Source organism: Paenibacillus sp. NEAU-GSW1, assembly GCF_009737085.1.
GTDB lineage: Bacteria > Bacillota > Bacilli > Paenibacillales > Paenibacillaceae > Pristimantibacillus.
Map to the genome: position 1 here is coordinate 46,110 of NZ_WOVL01000017.1, position 19,555 is coordinate 65,664.

Annotated in this window: 19 protein-coding genes; 7 read left to right on the top strand and 12 right to left on the bottom strand. The window is 52.2% G+C overall.

All coding sequences use genetic code 11. The annotated features are described in order from the left end of the window. Positions 1-148: 148 nt before the first annotated feature. Complete coding sequence (locus tag GOM71_RS14585; RefSeq protein WP_173275639.1) at positions 149-664, top strand: hypothetical protein; 516 nt, start codon at positions 149-151, stop codon at positions 662-664. A 67-nt stretch (positions 665-731) separates the two neighbouring features. Here the strand turns inward: GOM71_RS14585 and GOM71_RS14590 are convergent, their stop codons facing one another. Continuing rightward, positions 732-1,967, bottom strand: coding sequence for a DUF445 domain-containing protein (locus tag GOM71_RS14590; RefSeq protein ID WP_156282320.1), 1,236 nt, complete (start codon positions 1,965-1,967; stop codon positions 732-734). 153 nt (positions 1,968-2,120) lie between these two features. On the opposite strand from GOM71_RS14590, the gene GOM71_RS14595 reads away from it, so the two are divergent. Then, entirely contained in the window at positions 2,121-3,476 is a 1,356-nt protein-coding gene (locus tag GOM71_RS14595; RefSeq protein ID WP_367649615.1) for a TrkH family potassium uptake protein, read from the top strand. 77 nt (positions 3,477-3,553) lie between these two features. On the opposite strand, the gene GOM71_RS14600 is transcribed toward GOM71_RS14595, so the two are convergent. The 9 genes from GOM71_RS14600 to kduI all read right to left on the bottom strand — a co-directional run bounded on the left by GOM71_RS14600 (position 3,554) and on the right by kduI (position 11,888). Further along, positions 3,554-4,159 carry an ABC transporter ATP-binding protein gene (locus GOM71_RS14600; protein WP_156282322.1) on the bottom strand — a complete coding sequence of 202 codons (606 nt, stop codon included), beginning with the start codon at positions 4,157-4,159 and terminating at the stop codon, positions 3,554-3,556. Beyond that, positions 4,149-5,075, bottom strand: coding sequence for an ABC transporter ATP-binding protein (locus GOM71_RS14605; RefSeq protein WP_173275642.1), 927 nt, complete (start codon positions 5,073-5,075; stop codon positions 4,149-4,151). The genes GOM71_RS14600 and GOM71_RS14605 overlap by 11 nt, the downstream gene beginning before the upstream one ends. A gap of 17 nt (positions 5,076-5,092) precedes the next feature. After that, positions 5,093-5,932: an ABC transporter permease gene (locus tag GOM71_RS14610; protein WP_483311046.1), complete on the bottom strand. Its 840-nt coding sequence runs from the start codon at positions 5,930-5,932 to the stop codon at positions 5,093-5,095. After that, on the bottom strand, positions 5,929-6,945 hold the full coding sequence (locus GOM71_RS14615; RefSeq protein ID WP_156282326.1) for an ABC transporter permease: 1,017 nt from the start codon (positions 6,943-6,945) through the stop codon (positions 5,929-5,931). Before GOM71_RS14615 ends, GOM71_RS14610 begins: the two co-directional genes overlap by 4 nt. Beyond that, the gene (locus GOM71_RS14620) at positions 6,938-8,545 is read right to left on the bottom strand and encodes an ABC transporter substrate-binding protein (protein ID WP_173275647.1); all 1,608 of its coding nucleotides are present in this window, start codon (positions 8,543-8,545) and stop codon (positions 6,938-6,940) included. The genes GOM71_RS14615 and GOM71_RS14620 overlap by 8 nt, the downstream gene beginning before the upstream one ends. A 400-nt stretch (positions 8,546-8,945) precedes the next feature. Next, entirely contained in the window at positions 8,946-9,401 is a 456-nt protein-coding gene (gene nikR / locus GOM71_RS14625) for a nickel-responsive transcriptional regulator NikR (protein WP_156282328.1), read from the bottom strand. A 75-nt stretch (positions 9,402-9,476) separates the two neighbouring features. Further along, on the bottom strand, positions 9,477-10,232 hold the full coding sequence (kduD, locus tag GOM71_RS14630; protein ID WP_156282330.1) for a 2-dehydro-3-deoxy-D-gluconate 5-dehydrogenase KduD: 756 nt from the start codon (positions 10,230-10,232) through the stop codon (positions 9,477-9,479). A 60-nt stretch (positions 10,233-10,292) separates the two neighbouring features. After that, on the bottom strand, positions 10,293-11,054 hold the full coding sequence (locus tag GOM71_RS14635; RefSeq protein ID WP_156282332.1) for a DeoR/GlpR family DNA-binding transcription regulator: 762 nt from the start codon (positions 11,052-11,054) through the stop codon (positions 10,293-10,295). Then, complete coding sequence (gene kduI, locus GOM71_RS14640) at positions 11,055-11,888, bottom strand: 5-dehydro-4-deoxy-D-glucuronate isomerase (protein ID WP_156282334.1); 834 nt, start codon at positions 11,886-11,888, stop codon at positions 11,055-11,057. 279 nt (positions 11,889-12,167) lie between these two features. Between kduI and GOM71_RS14645 the strand changes: the two genes are divergently transcribed. Next, positions 12,168-12,659: a DUF2975 domain-containing protein gene (locus GOM71_RS14645; protein ID WP_156282336.1), complete on the top strand. Its 492-nt coding sequence runs from the start codon at positions 12,168-12,170 to the stop codon at positions 12,657-12,659. 442 nt (positions 12,660-13,101) lie between these two features. Here the strand turns inward: GOM71_RS14645 and GOM71_RS14650 are convergent, their stop codons facing one another. Beyond that, positions 13,102-13,773, bottom strand: a complete 672-nt coding sequence (locus GOM71_RS14650; RefSeq protein WP_156282338.1) for a DNA-binding response regulator — start codon at positions 13,771-13,773, stop codon at positions 13,102-13,104. 141 nt (positions 13,774-13,914) lie between these two features. Then, a complete protein-coding gene (locus tag GOM71_RS14655) occupies positions 13,915-15,894 on the bottom strand; it encodes a glycoside hydrolase family 127 protein (protein ID WP_156282340.1) in 1,980 nt (659 codons plus the stop codon). Between the two features lie 133 nt (positions 15,895-16,027). Between GOM71_RS14655 and GOM71_RS14660 the strand changes: the two genes are divergently transcribed. The 4 genes from GOM71_RS14660 to GOM71_RS14670 are packed head-to-tail and all read left to right on the top strand — an operon-like array spanning position 16,028 to position 19,217. Further along, positions 16,028-16,903 (top strand): helix-turn-helix transcriptional regulator, encoded by an 876-nt coding sequence (locus tag GOM71_RS14660; RefSeq protein WP_156282342.1) that lies wholly within the window; start codon positions 16,028-16,030, stop codon positions 16,901-16,903. A 16-nt stretch (positions 16,904-16,919) separates the two neighbouring features. Further along, positions 16,920-17,807, top strand: coding sequence for a helix-turn-helix transcriptional regulator (locus tag GOM71_RS14665; protein WP_156282344.1), 888 nt, complete (start codon positions 16,920-16,922; stop codon positions 17,805-17,807). Next, positions 17,800-17,922, top strand: coding sequence for a hypothetical protein (locus GOM71_RS24730; RefSeq protein WP_301539635.1), 123 nt, complete (start codon positions 17,800-17,802; stop codon positions 17,920-17,922). The genes GOM71_RS14665 and GOM71_RS24730 overlap by 8 nt, the downstream gene beginning before the upstream one ends. After that, positions 17,922-19,217, top strand: coding sequence for a glycoside hydrolase family 27 protein (locus GOM71_RS14670; protein ID WP_156282346.1), 1,296 nt, complete (start codon positions 17,922-17,924; stop codon positions 19,215-19,217). Before GOM71_RS24730 ends, GOM71_RS14670 begins: the two co-directional genes overlap by 1 nt. Positions 19,218-19,555: the final 338 nt, after the last annotated feature.

A 19,555-nucleotide genomic window follows, 5' to 3' on the forward strand; every position in this document is an offset into this window, starting at 1 on the left:
GGGCCACAGTCGAAACCTACCTCCTGCATTCGGTCTTTCCATTATTTCCATTATAACGTTGATTGCCGAAAACTGCATTTCTACCTTGCCAGCCTTTTCCAATTAATGTACGGTAATAGGGAAGGAGTGATGTTTTATATTAACCGTCTTGGATCAGAACACGTTCGACACATTGGATCATGAAAGTCTGGCGTCCGCTTGCTTTAAACCGTTAATTGCTGCATACAAGGAAATTGAAAGCTGTGGAGGAGACTTCAGCGCCCAGCTTTACCCCAAGCTGACGAAGGGCCAACAAGCGCTGTTTGTATTTCGAACCCATTACTTGCACGCTGTACAGACGCCTTCCGATTACTATTGGTGGACCGCTTATTACTTGGCGCAACCATTGCGATGGACGGCATTGTTGAAAAGCGTTCAATTTTTTGGCGATTCGGACGCAGCGCAGCTTCTGATTAGAACAGAGCAGGCTCTTCGGCAACGCAATCATCCGCGAAGCCTTTCAAGCTTCGACGTTTCCTTGCAGGACCTCGATCACGATTCCAAACTCCAAGATGAGATGAACGCCCATTATGACAGTTACTTAGAGTTGTCAAAACAGACACTAGCACTTATTGCAAGGCATATACGCAGCCATCGGGATCAGTTCGTACAATTGAATCCATAGAGCTCGGCTAAAAAAAGACTTGCCGGCATTGCTGCGCGTTCATGCGCATGCCGGCAAGTCTTTTTTGCTAGAAGAAGGATAACACTACGCCAACGACAAATCCGCAAATCGCGCCGTTAACGCGGATCCATTGCAGGTCGTTGCCGATTTTTTGCTCCAGCATTTCAACGAGCGCTTTGTCATCCATTTGATCCAGGTTGTCGCGAACGAGCATCCCGATCCGATAATGATTGCGCTCCAGCAATCCAACGCCGTAATCTAGAATCGCCTTCTCCCACTGCTCGAGCAGCGCAGTATTCTCCTCTGCCCGATCCGCTAAGTATCGGGCGCTCTTCACGATGAAACGACCGCCGTTCCGCTGCTCTTCCTCCAGCTTGTCGAGCAGCAGCTGGCGCAGCTCCTCCAGGCGCAGGTGAATGAACCGCTCCAGCTCAATGCTTTCAGCACCGTTCTCGAGCGCGCTTTTCCACTGGTCCATCAATGGCTCATTGTCAGGCAGCTGTTCGATCATCGCTTTCACTTCATGAAGCAGCTTCGTGCGATTGGCGCTTCCCGGCTGGCTTAAGTCGCGAATCGCCGACAGCAGCATGCCTTGCACCATTGGACCCAGCTTCTCCGGGCTCATGAATCCTATAAAGGCCTGAACGGCAAAACCCATCAGGCCGCCTACTTGCAGCTCCTCCAGCTTGCTAAACGCAAATTTGCCAAGCATCTGTTCCGTTTCCCGCTTCGAAACCCATTGTTTGCCTGCGCCAAGCAAATAATCGAGCGCCTTCTCGTCCCAGCCGTCATTGGCAAATTTATCAGTCAGCTTCCGAACGATCGGCCGAATATCCTGCTTGCGGACATAGTCCGCAATAAATTCGCGGATCATCCCGCTTAGCCGCTCTAATGGAAGCCGCTCCAGCGCTGCTTGAGCGAAGCTAATAAGAGAGCTCCTCGTTTTTCTTTTCCCGATTAACCGAACAGCGCCCGAAGCCAATCCGCTGAACAGCTTTAAATGGCTAAGCTTGCGGCTGATGCTTTCTTTGTTCAGCAGCTCATTCTCCATTGCCGAAATCAGCGCATTAACGATTTTGTTCCGGTTCTTGAGCAGCAGCGACGTATGCGGAATCGGTATGCCGAGCGGATGGCGAAAAAGCGCCGTAACCGCAAACCAATCGGCAAATCCGCCGACAAGCCCGGCCTCGAATCCGCTTTCGAGCAGCCTGACCCAGCCCGCATCCGGCAGCAAATATTTAGTCGCGATAAAGCCGGCGCCCATGACGCCGAGCGAAACGGCAGCTACATATCTTGTTCTCATTCTTGTGTCTTCCCTTCTAAAAACAGCCGCCTGGCTGCAGCGCGCCAAACGCGTTAACTCAGTTGCAACTTGCCTAATTATAACAGATAATATAGGGAAACTTTCAACACGACCGATAATCGCCGTCGTTTATTCGAAGGAGCACTCATACAAGTGGCGAAAAAGAACAAATTCTGGTCCAAAATAACGCCGCCTCAAATATTGACCGCCGGCTTTATTATTTTGATCAGCATCGGAGCGCTGCTGCTGACTTTGCCTGTCTCCAGCGCAGACAGCTCACGCATGCCGTTTATCGACGCGTTGTTTACGGCAACTTCCGCCGTTTGCGTCACCGGACTTGTCGTCGTCGATACAGGCACTCATTATACAATGTTTGGGCAAATTGTCATTTTGACGCTCATGCAAATCGGCGGCCTCGGCTTCATGACGATGGCAACGATGCTCGCTTTAGCGTTCCGCAAACGAATTTCATTGCGTGAAAGGCTTCTGCTTCAGGAGTCGATGAACCAAGCGTCCTTGGAGGGTATCGTTCGTTTCATCCGCAGAGTGCTGGTTTACGCTTTTATTATTGAGATCATTGGCGCGTTGCTGCTTGCAGTGCGCTGGTCGTTAGTCATGCCGCTGGACAGAGCGGTATACTTGGGCATTTTCCATAGCGTTTCGATGTTTACGAACGCCGGTTTCGACATCATGGGCAGCGTGCATGGACCGTTCTCCAGCTTTGTCGGTCATGTGAATGATCCGATCGTCAACTTTGTCATTATGATGCTCATTTTTTTAGGGGGAATCGGCTTTATCGTGCTCGCGGAAGTATGGGATCTTCCTCGTTTGCGCAAGCTGAGCCTCCACTCCAAAGTCGTATTGACTGCATCCGGCTTCTTGTTTGTGGCAGGCGCCGTACTCATCTTTATTTTTGAGTTTACGAACGCGAAAACGTTAGAGCCGTTAAGTCTGACCGGCAAGCTATACAGCTCGCTGTTCCAGTCGATCTCCCCCCGTTCCGGAGGAGCGAACACGCTGGACATCGGCGCAATGCGAAATGCGACGCAATTTCTGCTCGTTCTGCTTATGTTTATCGGCGCTTCGCCCGGCTCTGCGGGAGGCGGCATCAAAGTAACGACGTTCGCCATCCTCGTGGGCGCTGTCGTTGCAATGATCCGAGGGCGGCAGGATGTCATCTTTTTCAAAAGAAGGCTGGCCAAGGACCGCGTACATAAAGCATTAACCGTCACGATTGTCGCCGTGGCCGCCATCGTCCTGTTTACGATGCTGCTTAGCGCCACGGAGAACGTCGACATTTTGACTGCCATGTTCGAGGTCACATCCGCATTCGGCACAACCGGCTTATCCATGGGACTCACGACTCAGCTGACAACGTTCGGCAAGCTGTTAATTATTACAATGATGTTTATCGGCCGGCTTGGACCGTTAACGCTAGCCTTTACGCTAGTACCAGTCGGAGAGAAGGAACTGTATCGCTACCCGGAAGGCAAAGTGACGATCGGTTAAACAGCGTTTAATGCTAAAAGCCCGAACAAGAGATGCGGCGTCTTTCGCCGCCCTCGCGTTCGGGCTTTTTTGTCGGCTTACGACTTCCACTCGACAATGCGGTCGCAAAGCCGATGAAGCAACGGACGTTCGTGGCTGATTACGAGCAGCCCGAGCTCCCGCTGCCGCACAACACCTAGCACCGTATTCCATATTTGCGCCTGCGTGACCGCATCGAGCATCGTCGTCATTTCGTCAGCGATCAGCATGCGCGTCTGGCCGCCAAGCGCACGAGCGATGCAAAAGCGCTGCAGCTCGCCGCCCGATAGCTCGCTTGGCCTTCTGTCAAGCCACTCTTCGGCAATGCCCATCGCATCCAGCAATAACGGCTCCGGCCTGCCGCCCTCTTCCACGATTTGGCGCATCCGCCAGCGCGGATTAACCGCCCGCTCGGGATGCTGAAACACGAGCTGCACGGGAGAGCAGCCCTTCACCTCAAGCAGCGGCTTCCCGTCGAAGCGCACCTCGCCCTCTTCGGGAGCAGCGCAGCCGGCGAGCAGCTTAGCCAGCGTCGTTTTGCCGCAGCCGCTTGGACCGGCAAGCCCGACGATTTCGCCGGCTGACACCGACAGCTCCCGATCGCGGAATAGCCAAACGCCGCGACGGTCATAGCGAAAGCCCAATCCTTTTCCTTCAAGAAGCATGAAAGCACCTCGCTGTTCCAGCATTGACCGCCGTTAGCTCCGGCCGCTCCGACTGGCATTTCTCCGAGGCATAGCCGCAACGCGGGGCAAACAAACATCCGGGCGGCAGCTCGTCCGGGTGCGGCTGCGATCCGGCCAGCGGCTCGAACCCGTTGCCCGGAAGTGCGCGCCATAGCGCTTTCGTGTAGGGGTGGCGCAGCCGCTCGCCTCCGCCGGTAAAATCAGCAGCTGCCGCATTTTCCATCACCGTGCCGCCGTACAGCACGACAATCCGATCCGCAAACGACAAAGCCAGCCGAATGTCATGCGTAATGAACAATACGGCGCAGCCGCCGTCTGCCAGCTCGCGGAATTGCCGCGCCGTCTCGCGAGCGGCCTCCTCGTTCAAGCCGGGCGTTGGCTCGTCTGCGACAATCAGTCTTGCGCCGCTAATGAGCGCCGTCGACGCCAGTACGCGGCGAGCCATCCCGCCGGACAGCTCATGCGGATAGAGCCGCTCCGTCGACTCAGCTAGCCGATTGCGCGCAAACGACTCCCGCTGCCGCATTTTCGCATCTGTACCCGCAGCCGCTGCAAGCTGCACTTGTTTGCCGACCCTCATGAGCGGGTCGAGATAGGTAACCGATTGCGGCACGATCGCAATGTCTTTGCCCCGCAGCTTATCAAGCTTCGCCGCATTGAGCGGCGCTCCATCGAAGATAATCGTGCCGCCCATGCGGGCATTGCCGGGAAGCAGGCCCATAATCGCGTGGGCAAGCAAGCTTTTACCGGAACCGCTTGAGCCGATGACCGCAACCACTTGCCCCGCTTCGACCGCAACATCAAGATCATGTATAACGTCCATCCTGCGCTGCTTGAACAGCCCGGCTTGACGCAGAAACGAAACCGACAGCCCTTTCACTTCCAACAATGCCAACCTAGCCGCCCCCTTTCTCAATCATGATGCCCGCTTGAACCGGCCAGTTTTTGGATCATCCCGCCGAACGTATCGAAGGCTCTCACCATAAGCAGCAGGCACAGCCCAGGAAAAAACGCGAGCCACCACATGCCAGTCGACAAGTAACGCATCGATTCCGATAAAATAATGCCGATCGCCGGCTGATGCGGCGACATCCCTAACCCGATAAACGTTACTGCCGCTTCATGCAGAATCGCATGAGGGAACATCAGCAGCATGCCGACCAGCAGCTGAGGGACCAAATGCGGCAACAGATGATGCCGTGCGATCCATAGCCGGGATTTGCCCAGCCTGCGCGAAACAAGGATGTACTCCGAGCTTCGCAGCTGCTTCATCTCGGCGCGGACAACCCGCGCCAAGCTTGGCCAATGCGTGCATGCGATGCCAATCACGATGCCTTTCAATCCGCCGCCGCACACGAAAGCGATGAGAATCAGCGTCACCAGATTCGGGACGCTTAGAAATAAATCAGTAAGCCAGCTAAGGAAGCGATCTGCGGCTCGCCCCATCGTTGCAGCCAGCAAGCCGACGACGGCAGCGATGAGGCTGCTGGAAACGGCGCCAAGAAAGCCAACCGCCATGCTTAGGCCGAGCCCTTTTACCGTGCGGTTAAACATATCGCGTCCAAGCCAGTCGGTGCCGAATAAATGAGCAAACGTTGGCGGAAGGCTGCGGCTGTCCAAATGGGTCGACAACGGCTCATCACCGAGCAGCAATCCCCCGCCTCCGGCGAGCAGTAGAAAGAGTAATGCCGATAAACCGGGCCATAACGAGCGATAGGCTTCTGGCTGCTCGGGGCTCCTTAATGTTCTCATCTCCATTGCCCCCGTTCTTTCATTCTGGGGTCAATAAGCCGGTACAGCAAATCTGCAGCCGCATTGCCCGCGAACACAAATACGGCGGTAATAAGCACAATGCCTAGCAGCAACGGCACGTCGCCGCGAAGGCCGGCTTCAACTGTAGCCTGGCCAAGCCCAGGGTATGAAAATACTTGCTCCGCCAGCACGGCGCCTCCAAACAACTCGCCAAAAGATGTGAATTGAAGCGTTAGCGCGGGAAGCGCAATGTTGCGCAGCCCATGCCTGAGAAACAGCTTGGTTCCTTTCTCGCCGCGCGCTCTCGCAAACCAGACATAATCGCTTTCCAGCACGTCGATCAGCTTTTGCCGCGTATGCAAGGCAATATTGGAAATACCCACAATGCTGAGCGTTAATGCCGGCAGCGCCATATGGCGCAGACGGTCTAGCCAGGACACTTCTTCGGCAAGCACGCCTGCCGGAACGCCCATCCCAACGGGGAACCAGCCAAGCCATACGGCAAAAACAATTAATAACAGCAGCCCCATCCAAAATGCGGGCGTGGAAGACAACGTGTAACAGTACCATTTAATTATTTTATCGGGCCATCGGCCCTGATTCATGCCAGCGAGCGACCCTGCCGCGAAGCCGATAACGCCGGACAGCAGCCACGATGCGGCCATTAGCGCGAGCGAGCTCATAAACCGATCGCCAATGACATCTAGCACAGGCTGGCGGTAAATCATCGAGACGCCCATATCGCCATGCAGCAGCGCCGAGCCCCATCTCAAAAATTGCTGAAGCGGCGGGTCGTTTAACCCCCAATATTCCGCGATCTGCTCTCTCTGCTCGTGGCTGACGACGAGCAGGTCTGCCCCGATATAAGCTTGGACAGGGTCGACAGGAGAATGGCTTACGAGAATAAAAGAAACGATGCTCAGCGCCGCAAGCAAGGAAGCAAGCCGAATCGCCTTCAGCAGCAGCGCCGACGCAAGCTGCGGCAATGCGCTCTCTTTTGCCAGCCTACTCATTTAACCAGCGCCATTCTTCGATATTGTCGGTGATCGGCCAGCCATGACCATGCGGATGAATTTTTTGCTTCCCGATATCGAGGCCGTCTTTGACAACATAAAGATGATCAATATTGACAAGCCACGCCCATGCGGCATCTCCTTGAACGCCAACGCCGGTCGTGCCGTCCCATTGCGCTTTCTTCCAATATTCCATCGCATCCCTCTCGTTGCGCGCCAGCAGCGCCTTCTCAAACCAGCCGTCTACCGCCGCATTGCTGTAGTAGCCGGAATTATAGTAATCCACACCGCGGAATTTGCTGCTGTACAAGTTGTACATCTCAATTGGATCTTGGCTTCCGAAGCCGAAAAGAACGGCATTGGAATACATCAGCTTGCCGATGTCATCCCAGCTTTTTCCGCTCGCTTCGATCTGAATGCCTGCTGCCTTTACCATGTCGGCAACCGCAAGCGCCAACGATTGGCGGTTCATATCCCCGGCTGGATACAGCAGCGTGAACTTCGCTTTCATGCCGTTTTTCTCGACAATGCCGTCGCCGTCGCTGTCCTTCCAGCCGCCTTCAGCAAGCAATTTTGCCGCCTTGCCGATATCGCCGTCTTCAAAAACCGTATCCGGATTCCACCATGGAAGACCGTCATTAACCGTATAGGCGGGCGTGCCGTAGCCCTCCAGAATGCCTTCCACCAGCGCGGCCCGATCAATTGCGTAATTCACCGCTTGACGAATCGCGAGATCAGCCGTTACGGCATTGCCGATTGGATGGCCCAGCTCTGTCTTCCCGCCAGGAAGGACGAAAGGAAGCATAATGCCGCGATTATCGACCGACTTCACCGCTTCGACATGCATGCCGTTCACCGATTGCTTGCTAAAAGCGGACGGAATATAAGCGACATCAACCTGACCCGACTTAGCTGCGGCAAATGCGGCATCCTCGCTCAAGAACAGAAACGTCATCTTTTTAAAGAATGGCTTGTCTCCGTAATAAAGATCGTTATAGGCAACAATGACTTGTTGTCCTTTGTCCCATTGAATAAGCTTGTACGGTCCGGAACCGATCGGATGCTGAGCGTAGTCGCCGCTGTATGCATGCTTGGGAACGATGCCCAGCGTTGTGAGCAGCGTAATAAAGGTCGATTGAGGCTCATGTAATGTAAAAATGATTTCATAATCCCCATTTGTGCTGATGTCGGCCACATTCGTAACATCTACCGTAGAGCCTTTGCCTGCGGCAGTCTCAAACGTAAATTTGACATCGGCAGCTGTCAGCGGATGCCCGTCAGAAAACTTAACGCCACCTCGCAGCTGCACCGTCCATTGTTTTCCATCCTCCGAAATGCTGTACTTCTCGCCAATATCGTTGGCGATGCTCATATCGCTGCTGCGCTTGAACAGCGTGCTTTGAAACATCGGCGATCCGTACCTTCCCCATCCGGTCGTCGGGTCGAATCCGTCTTCAGGCTCTGCGCCAATAGCCAGCAGCAATTCATCCTTAGTTTGCGCAGGCCGCTGCTCTTGCCGAGTCGGTTTTTCCACCCCGGTGCATCCGGCCGATAAAGCTAGCAGCAGCGATGCAGTCATTATCAAGACGATTGCTTTCATACATCGACTATGTTTCACTACTTATCCTCCTCACCGCTTTTTCCGTGTTACATTTTTAAAAAATTGTAACACGGAACAGATGGACAGGCATCCATTTTTTCCATTAAATCCGCTTGTGAAGGAAGAAAACTTAACATCAATATCTAGCAGCGGCCATTTCCTGCCTGTTTTCGATAATGGACATCGCCAAGCTTAGGCATTCAGTGCATTCAGCATTTTCTAATTAACGGTCAGTTTATTTGAAAATTTGTTTGTTTTTCAGGCAATGGTTCCATGTTAAATTGAAGTCAAACAGGTTGGCTCGATTAAGAAGAAGTAAATAATTTACATAGCCTAAAAAAAATAAAAACGGCTCCGGCGAAAGGTTTATCCCCCTTCTCCGAAGCCGTTTATTCTCTCATCATTCATGCTCGTGATGTCTATGCTCGTCCGTTCCATGCTCCTCCGCAAATGTGACGGACAGCTCGGCGTACGTAACGCCCTTCTGCACCTGAATCTGCTGATGAAGCTGGCGAAGCCTCCCAAGCTGGCCTCTTACCGCAATGACCTCCAAGCATTGATTATGGTTCAAATGCACATGCATGTTCGAAATAATATCGTGATGGCAATCATGTTGAAGCTCCATAAGAAGCAGCGGCAGTTCACGAACATGATGATCATACACCATTACAATTGTGCCTGCGACCGTTTGCTCCGACTTCAGCCGCGACGGTTCCAGCAGCGCCTTGCGCGCTAAATCCCGGATCGCTTCCGAGCGGTTTGAATAACCCTGCTCCTGAACATACTCATCGAATTGCTCGATCAACGGCGCGGGGAACGAAACCCCGAACCTCGTCAGTTCTTCTTTTTCCGCCATTATGGACAATCACCCTAATCACCGAAATGAATTTGTCCAAAGCTTACCACACTTCCAGCGGTTGTACTATCCGTACTAGCGGTTCATCCAGCCGCCGTCCACGCAAAGCACATGGCCCGCCATGTAATCGGACGCTTGCGACGCAAGGAAAATCGTCGGGCCCATCATATCTTCGGACGTTCCCCATCTTCCGGCCGGGATGCGATCCAAAATTTGCTTGCTGCGGACCGGATCGTCACGCAGCGCTTCTGTATTATCCGTCGCCATGTAACCCGGTGCGATCGCATTCACTTGCACGCCTTTTGCCGCCCACTCATTGCCCAGCGCTTTCGTCAAGCCGGCAACGGCATGTTTGCTTGCCGTATAGCCGGGAACGTTGATGCCGCCTTGGAAGCTGAGCATAGATGCGATGTTGATGATTTTTCCCGAGCCTTGCTTAATCATATGATTGCCGGCAAGCTGGCAAAGAACGAATACGGAATTCAAATTGACGTCAAGCACCGCTTGCCAATCGTCATAGCTGTGATCAGCTGCAGGCGTGCGGCGAATGATGCCTGCATTGTTGACGAGAATGTCCAAACGGCCAAGGCCTTGGAGCGTCTGCTCGATAATTCCCGGCAGCAGACTGCGATCCGAAACGTCAGCCTGAATCGTAATCGCTTTGCGACCCAGAGCCTCCACTTCCGTTTTAACTGCTGTTGCCGGCGTGCTGTTTGTGACGAGCGCGATATCCGCGCCCGCTTTCGCCAGACCTAGCGCAATCGCCGAGCCAAGACCGCGGCCTGCTCCCGTTACGATTGCTGTTTTTCCGGTCAGATCAAAATAACTCATCGTTGCACCATCCTCTACAAAATCGAAATTCGCGCCGTAACTCCGGTGATCCGGCCTCAGCTAACCCTGCGCCTTCATAATGCGAACGCCGTGCTCCTCGTACTTGCGAACGACCGCATCGTCAATTGCCGCGTCAGTCATAATGCATTGGATCGAATCCAACCCTGCGAACGTAATGAGCGCTCCGCGATCGAACTTGCTATGGTCCGCAACGCAATAAATTTGTTTGGCGCATTCCATATAGACCTGTTTCAGCTTCGTCAGCTCTTCGGTAAAGATCGTCAGACCATATTCGGTATGAATGCCGGTTGTCGACAAAAACAGCTTATGGACGTTAAGCCTCCTAATCCAATCATGCCACTCGTTGCCGATAAGCAAATTGTGATGGCGATAGCCTCCGGGCACGACGAGACGGATTTGATCTTTAGCCGTCAACTCGCGAATGATGAGCAAATCGTTCGTCAACACCGTTATCGGCATATTTTTCATCCGCTTGGCCATTTCAAGCGTTGTGCTTCCCGCGTCCAACGCAATAATATCATTCGGTTCAATAATGGAGAGCGCAAGGTCGGCGATTGCCGCCTTCTCCTTCTGATGCTTGCTGTTCGGGTATTGGAGCGGCAATATGCTGTCCTCTCCATCCTGAGCCAGCACCGCGCCGCCGTGAATCCGTTTGAGGATACCTTTTTCCTCGAGCTTCTCTAAATCTTCCCGAACGGTCTTCTCCGTTACGCCAAACCGCTCGCTCAATTCGGAAACTTTAACGCTTCCTTTTTCCTCCAGCTGCTTGACAATTTGCCGATGTCGTTCCGCTGCCAGCATTTATTTCAACTCATCCATCTTAATAAAGTCCTGGTCGGAGAACGAATAGTTCTCGCCTGCCATCGACCAGCAGAACGAATAGTTGCTTGTGCCGGCACCGGAGTGGATTGACCACGGCGGCGAAATGATCGCTTGCTCGTTGGCAACGACAAGATGTCTTGTCTCCGACGGCTCGCCCATCATATGGAAAATGCGGGCGTCCGCATTCAGATCGAAATAGAGATACGCTTCCATGCGGCGATCATGAATATGCGATGGCATCGTGTTCCAGATGCTTCCTGTTTTTAAGCATGTTACGCCAAGCATCAGCTGGCAGCTTTGAATGCCGTCTGCGTGAATGTACTTATAAATAACGCGTTCGTTCGAAGTTTCCAGCGATCCGAGCGGCGTCGGGTTCGCTTGCTCCATCGTCATTTTTTGCGTTTCGATTTCTTTGTGAGCAGGCGTGGAGCAGAAGTACAGCTTCGCCGGGTTCGCTTTGTCTTTGCTTTCCAGCAGCACTTCCCGTTTGCCTTTGCCGACATAGAGAACTTCCAGACGATTCAGCTCATACGTTTCGCCGTCTACTTTGATGACAGCCGTGTTATGGCTAATGTTAAGGAAGCCGATCTCCCGGCGCTCCAGAAAATAGTCTGTTTTAAGCGTATCCGGATCAGACAGCTCAAGCTGCTCATGCACCGGATTTGCGCCGCCTACGATCATCCGATCATAGTGGCTGTATGTCATCTGTACTTTGTCAGGCACAAACATGTCCTGAACCAAAAAATCCTTTCTTAAACGATCCGTTGTATATTGTTTAAAGTCGTTCGGGTTAGTCGCGTGACGCACTTCCATAATTAATTCCTCCTCGATGGGCTCAATGAGTTAGTTTGGCAACACAATACAACGTCTTGCAAGTTTGAAAATGTTTGTTTTTATAATATCACACATTTGCGAACTTAAAAAGTAGTTCGTTTTAAGGAAGGCAGTTCCGGCTCACTTGTGTTGCGGATGGAACCTACAGATTTTTATTGCTCGAAACAACATGAATATATTAAAATTCAATCTATATATATTGTAAAACAATAAATTCGGTATTATAATAACATTGAATTTGTTCCGATGAGGTGCTCGATGAAGAAACGTATATCGACTTTATTTTTAAAGATTGCCGTCTTGGTTATGGGGATCTTGGTTATGGGGATCCTGCCGCTTGTCGTATGTATATTTGCGCTGCTTGTCTTGTTTCGAGGAACGAGCGACCAATTTCCAGGAAAAGTTTATCTTTCGGATATCGTTTTTTTTATACCCATTATTCCTTTTTACATCGCGCTGTATCAGACCTATAAATTGCTCCTTTATATTGATAACAATATCGCTTTTTCAGAGCTGTCGGTTCGGGCATTACATGTAATCAAATACTGTGGATTCAGTGAGAGCATTATTTATTTGGCGATGGAACCCTTTTTGTTTAATGTGGCAAAGCAAGAAGATGCGTCGGGTATTATACTGCTTGGACTGGTTGCAGCCTTTGCCTCGTTCGTTCTCGCCTCATTTGGAGCTTTGCTTAAACGATTATTGCAGGATGCTTTAAAGCTGCATTCGGAAAATGAACTGACGGTATGAGTAGCTTACCGCAGCGTTATTTCAGCACTTGAGCGCCCTCGGAGACGTTTTAACGCTGTCACACAGCGTTATTACCCAGTTTCGGGCGCTCTTCGCCCTTTTACAGCCAATAACGCTGCCGCGCAGCGTTATTTCAGCGCTTGAGCGCCTCGGCGACGCAATAACGCTGTCACACAGCGTTATTACCCCAGTTTCGGGCGCTCTTCGCCCTTTTACAGCAAATAACGCTGCCGCGCAGCGTTATTTCAGCGCTTGAGCGCCTCGGCAACGCAATAACGCTGTCACACAGCGTTATTACCCCAGTTTCGGGCGCTCTTCGCCCTTTTACAGCCAATAACGCTGCCGCGCAGCGTTATTTCAGCGCTCGAGCGCCTCGGCGGGTGACGTTTTAACGCTGTCACACAGCGTTATTTCTCAAGCTCTGGGCGCTTCACCGAGAACACTATTTTACATTGCTCCGCTTGTCACCTAGCTTGTACGTGCGTACACGTTTGCTCCCAGAAGCTGGGGATAAATATTGCCGTTTAACCAGCTCGCGCAACAGCTTCCGCGTATACTCATTGCCTCTGCCCAATAACCGGCAAACTTCTGACGGTGTGATCGGCGCATTTTTCTGCATTGTCATTCGAATCACTTCCTTTTGCTCCACCGTTAACCAGCAGTCGTCCTCAATGTCTATGCTGTATAATTTACCAAGCAACTGCTGAATAAGCTGAATGCATTGCCGCGGACGTTCCTTAATATCATCAAACGAAAAACGAATGACAATCCAGTCATCCAGCACTAGATGATTTTGACGCAATAAAGAATCGGCGAACTGCCTCCGGTCGGTATCACGCAAATGCGGACCGTAACCGTCTATTTCGAACGCAATCTTATAGAACCCGCGAATGTACGCATAATCCACATAACGGACGCCATCCCTGAAATCGCTCACCTCCCATTCCGCGTGCAGATTGTCAAAACCTTTCACCGCATGTTTCCATACCAGCTCGATGAACATTTTTTCCGCATGTCCATGATGATCCAGTCGTCTTCTTCGTTCTCCTTTGCTAGCTGCTGCTTGTCCGGCAATCCATCCTCCGTAACTGCCCGCAACTTTAGCTTCCTCCATTCTCATTCGCCTCCTTAATCATAAAAAGAAAACACCGCTCCTCTCCGTATCTGGACGGAAAAGAGCGGTGTTCTTCACTCGCTATATCGCAAGTATATCTGATTTCGCAGGAAAATGTAACCAACTAATTTTGAGTGTATCTTACAGACCTTCCCTTACCCAAACGGCCATTTCGCCTTCGCCGCGGTTAGCCCACGCATAATAAGGAATGAACGTGATCGGGGCGTCCTCGATGACCGCAGCGCCATTTGCGCTGTACAGCGATTCATCCGAATACCGGACGCGCTTCGCCAATGCCTCAATAGCGACAACGCTTTCGCCTTCGAACAATCCTTGCATACGAACCGGTACCAGCTTGCCGCCTGACGGCAGAACAAGCTCATGCAAGCCCGAGCCGTTGTCCGCTTGCTCCAAGCAATAGACGAGCGGGCCGCGCTGCAAAGCGACTTTGCCGGCATTGCCCCGCACGAGCGAATTGCTGTGCATGCGCGTCACCGGCATATCGAGCGTAAGCTCGACCCGGTCGCCCGTTTGCCAGACACGCTCGAGAATGGCGTAGCCATCTACGGGCTCCACGGCAACCTTTGTTCCGTTTACAGTCAACGACGATTGCTTGCACCAGCCCGGAATCCGCAGCGCAAGGCTAAATTGCGCGCCAGCTCGCTCGCCGGGCAGCTCGATCTCGAACGCAATATCGCCTTCATACGGATAGTTCGACTGCTGCTTCAGCAGCACTTCCGCCCCTTCGTCAACTTGAAGGCGCGCTTCGCCGCCAATGTACAAATGCGTGTAAATCGTATTGTTCGTTACGGTGTAAATGTATTCGCCAAGCGAGGCAAGCAGCCTGGCGACATTCGGCGGGCAGCATGCGCAGCCGAACCACTCCTGCCGCACCGGCTTCACATGGTCTACTTTATGGTTGCCCCCGCTGCACGCTTTTGGATCCACCTCAAGCGGATTCACATAGAAGAAATGTTTGCCGTCTCGCGACATCCCGCCAACGACTGTATTGTAGAGCGCTCGCTCCAGCACGTCGGCATAGCGGCCGCGCTGTTCAATGCGAAGCATCCGGTTCGCAAAAAAGATCAAGCCGATTGAAGCGCAAGTTTCGGCGTAAACCGTATCGTTCGGCAAATCATAATCATACGAGAAAGCCTCGCCTTGATGCATCGAGCCGATGCCGCCCGTAATGTACATTTGACGATTCGCGATATTGTCCCAAAGCTTTCGGCATGCTGCGAGCAGCTCATGATCGCCGGTTTCTGCCGCAATGTCTGCCATGCCAGTCAGCATATAAACGACGCGAACCGCATGTCCGGTCGCCTTTTCCTGCTCTCTAACCGGCAAATGGGTTTGGAAGTAGCCGTTATCGATATCTTTTACCGTATGTCCCCAATGAGACTTGCCCTTCCGTTGCTCCAGCTCTTTAGCAAAAAAACTCGGTTGTTGTCCGCGCTGATCGATAAAATATTTGCCTAGCTTGAGATACTTCTCGTTCCCAGTCGCTTCATACAGCTTCACCAGCGCAAGCTCGATTTCCTGATGGCCGTCATAGCCGTTCAGCTTGCCCGGTTCGTTGCCGAACACTTCGTCGATATAATCGGCGAATTTGCTTACAATTTCGAGCAACCTTCTTTTGCCCGTCGACTTGTAATAAGCTACCGCCGCTTCGATCATATGTCCGGCGCAATACAGTTCGTGGCAGTCCATCAGGTTCGTCCATTTGCCGCCCGGTTCCTTAATCGTGAAATAGGTATTCAAATAACCGTTTTCGTGCTGCGCTTTGCCGATAATATCAATCATTTCATCGGCTATCCGCTCCAGCTCGGGATCTCTTTTCACATCCAGCAAATAGGCGACAGCCTCCAGCCATTTCGCCACGTCGCTGTCTTGAAAAACAAAGCCGTAAAATTCGCCCTGCTCCATGCCCGCCGCGATTTTAAAATTACGCACCGCTCGGCTTGGCTCCGCGCCTTCCACACGGTCGTTAAGCGCTTCCCATTGATATGGAACGACGACATTCCGTACGAGATTAATATAATAATTCCAAAAATGATCGTTAATCGCTACATTTTTCAACGGAATTTGCTTCGCCCGACCGATTGCCGCCGTTTTCGACATAAGTACCGCCTCCGCAATATTGTTGTAATATTTCATACTGACAGTACTTATTGTATTCTTTATAATTGAAGTGATAAACAAGCTAATTCAACCTAATAATTATAAAATATCACACTGGAGGTCGAGCATTGTAATGCTGCACTCCGCTGAACATCTGTATTTGCAGGCTCCTCCCGCGCCCTATTTCCTCGAATGCGGCCGCGTCCGATACGCCCCAGGAGACATGCACCCGAGCAGGCTCAATCTCGGCGTATTCGATCTTATCATCGTCGAATCCGGCTGCCTCTATATTGGCGAAGAGGACCGGCAGTGGGAATTAGGGGCAGAGCAAGCGGTTATACTGCTTCCTAACCGTTATCACTATTCCGTTATGCCTTGCGAGGAAGAAACGGTCTTTTTTTGGGTGCATTTTCAAACGGTTTGCGATTGGACGGAAAGCGCCGACGATAATGCAATGACGGATGCTGAGGAGCACTTTCGCCGTTATTTGACTGTGCCGTATTCGCTCCGCCTGCCGAAGCGTTGGACGCTGCCGCATCCCGATTTGATCCGAAGCCTAGCCGATAAGCTGCTGGAATCATCCGGCGAACGTCGGTCGAGCGCCTATTGGAGCCGTCAGCAAAGCTTTGAATCGATGCTTCAATTGCTGGATACGCGCCAATTCGAGCAATATGAGCACCCTGCGGTTGCAGTGGCTGAGCGGACCGAAACGTTCATCAAAAACAACTATCGGCACAACGTAACCAGCAGCGCGCTGTCAGAAGAGCTCCATTTTCACTACAATTACATTACCCGCTGCATGAAACAGGTGTACGGCGTCACGCCAATCGAGTATCTGATGAACTACCGGCTGGATCAGGCCAAGCTGCTGCTTCTGACGACGGACTGGCCCATCGGCAAAATCGCGCTGTACGTCGGCTTTGACAACACGCCTTACTTCTCTAATTGTTTTACGAATCGAATAGGGGTTCCTCCGACAAAATACCGCAAACAGTATTTGCCGGATTGAAAGGACGACAACTCTAATGGACTCCATTAACAAATACGGCACGTTCGGCTATCGTTTTCAAGACAGCAGCGAGGTACCGCTCTATCAATTGTTCGCCGTAGGCTGCGACAAGGTTACCGATTACAGCTATAGCTGGGATGGCATTAAGCGAATTGACGGGCCGCTTTATTTGTTCCAATATACCGTTTCCGGCTGCGGAGCGATTGAGCTCGGCGGAGACGTCTTCAATATCCCTGCCGGCACCGCGTTGATGGCAGATATTCCAGGGGAGCATCGGTATTATTTGCCCGGCACAAGCAGCCACTGGGAGTTCTATTTCATTTTGTTCCGGCAAAAGTATTTGGCGGAAACATGGCAGCGCATCATCGGCGAGCTCGGGCCGTTGCCGCATTTCGATGCGGGAAGTCCGGTCATCCGCATTCTGGAGCAGCTGTACAGCGAAGCTCGGCTTGGACGGATCAACGACGTCTATCAAGCTTCGGCGCTTGTCTATCGGTTCGTCATGGAGCTTTGCCGCTCCCAAACGGCGCATCGCAAAGACCGCGGCAGCTGGCCCGATATCGTCAGTAAGGCCGCGGTTCATATCGAACGAAATTATAGCCGTTCCGATTTAGGGCTGGATGAAATAGCGTCGTCTGCCGGCAGCTCCAAATATCATCTCGCAAGATCGTTTGCCGCAGCTACCGGTTCAACGCCCTTGGCCTATTTGACACGCTGCCGGATCGAACATGCGGTCGATCTTCTCCGGCGCTCAGGAATGACAGTTGACGATGTGGCGCGTTCAGCCGGTTTTGCGAACGGCAGCTATTTCAGCAAAGTTTTCCGCCGTTGGACCGGATTTACGCCCGGCGAGTTTCGCAAGGCCGAGGAAATGCCGTCGATTGACCGGTTTATGTTTGATTAGAGTCAAAGAGCAATATTTTACACATTTGAGCAATACATTAGGCTGGAAGCGCATCCGACTTCGCGATACGATTATTGAAAACCAACAATCAAACTCCGAAGGGATGAAGCAATAATGAACCATCATCAACTTGCTTTAACGCCGCCTATGGGCTGGAACAGCTGGGATTGCTACGGCGCCAGCGTTCGCGAAGAAGAAGTGAAAGCGAATGCGCGCTATATGGCAGAGCATTTGAAGCCGTTCGGCTGGGAATATGTCGTTGTCGACATTCAATGGTACGAGCCGGGCGCTTACTCCTCCGCATACCGTCCTTATGTGCCGCTGGAAACGGACGAATACTCGAGACTTATTCCGGCAGTCAACCGCTTCCCTTCCGCAGCCAACGGACAAGGCTTTAAGCCGCTTGCCGATTATGTCCATGGCCTCGGCCTCAAATTCGGCATTCATATTATGCGCGGCATTCCGCGGCAAGCCGTTCACGCCGATACGCCGATTCTCGGCACGGCTGCAACGGCCCGTTCCATTGCGCAAACATGGACAGGCTCCATTTGCCCGTGGAACACCGATATGTATGGCGTAGACGCAACGAAGGAAGGCGCCCAGCAATACTATAATTCTCTCTTTGAACTGTACGCTTCTTGGGAAATTGATTTTGTCAAAGTGGACGATATTGCCGCTTCGAGGCTTTATGGCATTCGCCTGGACGAGATCGAGTTGATCCGCAATGCCATCGACAACTGCGGAAGACCGATCGTGCTCAGTCTGTCGCCTGGCCCCGCTCCTGTCGAGCATGCAAAGGAGCTGACATCCCTTGCAAACATGTGGCGTATAACGGACGATTACTGGGATTTGTGGCCGCTGCTGCATGACATGTTCGATCGTTGCGAGAAGTGGGAGCCTCATGTCGGAGAAGGCCATTGGCCGGATTGCGACATGCTGCCGCTAGGCCATCTCGGCATCCGTTCCGTAGACGGCGGAGGAGCCGATCGGTGGACGCGCTTTACCCGTGACGAGCAAGTGACGATGATGTCGCTTTGGACGATATTCCGCTCGCCGCTTATGTTCGGCGGAGAGCTTAACGACAATGACGACTGGACGCTGTCGCTGCTGACGAACGAGGAAGTGCTCGAGGTTCATCGCGACAGCAGCGGCGCGCGCCAAGTGAGCCGCGACGACAACCGAGTCGTATGGACGGCCGAAGGGAAAGACGGAAGCGCCTATGTCGCGCTGTTTAACATCGGCGATCAGTCCGATACTCTCAGCGTGACGCTGGAGCAGCTCGGACTGTCTGCTTCTGGTCAGTATCAGCTTCGCGATCTTTGGAAACGCGAGTCTCTTGGCGCCGCTGGAAGCGCGCTTAGCTTCGAGCTTGCGCCGCATGCTTCGGTTCTGTTGAAGCTATCGGTATAAATCGCCGGGTTCACGGTGCAGTCGAATGTTCTTCCGATCGCTGTTGTTCGCGGATTCCTATCATTAAATTAACCGATGCAGGAATCCGCTCACAAAGGCGAACGCTAGCGCTTCTCCAGAATCATTCGACCTGCTCCGTTCACGGCTCAACTAATAATAAAATGGCGTTACAGGTGAATTTCGAGCCTGTAACGCCATTTTTAATTACAGTATATACATTGCGAATTTTAGCGATAATTATCAATAATTATCATTAAATAAATGCTGTAAAAGTTTGCATTAAATAAATCGCCGATAACTTTTTCAAATTAATCGCAACCTTTTCAAAAACACGCTCG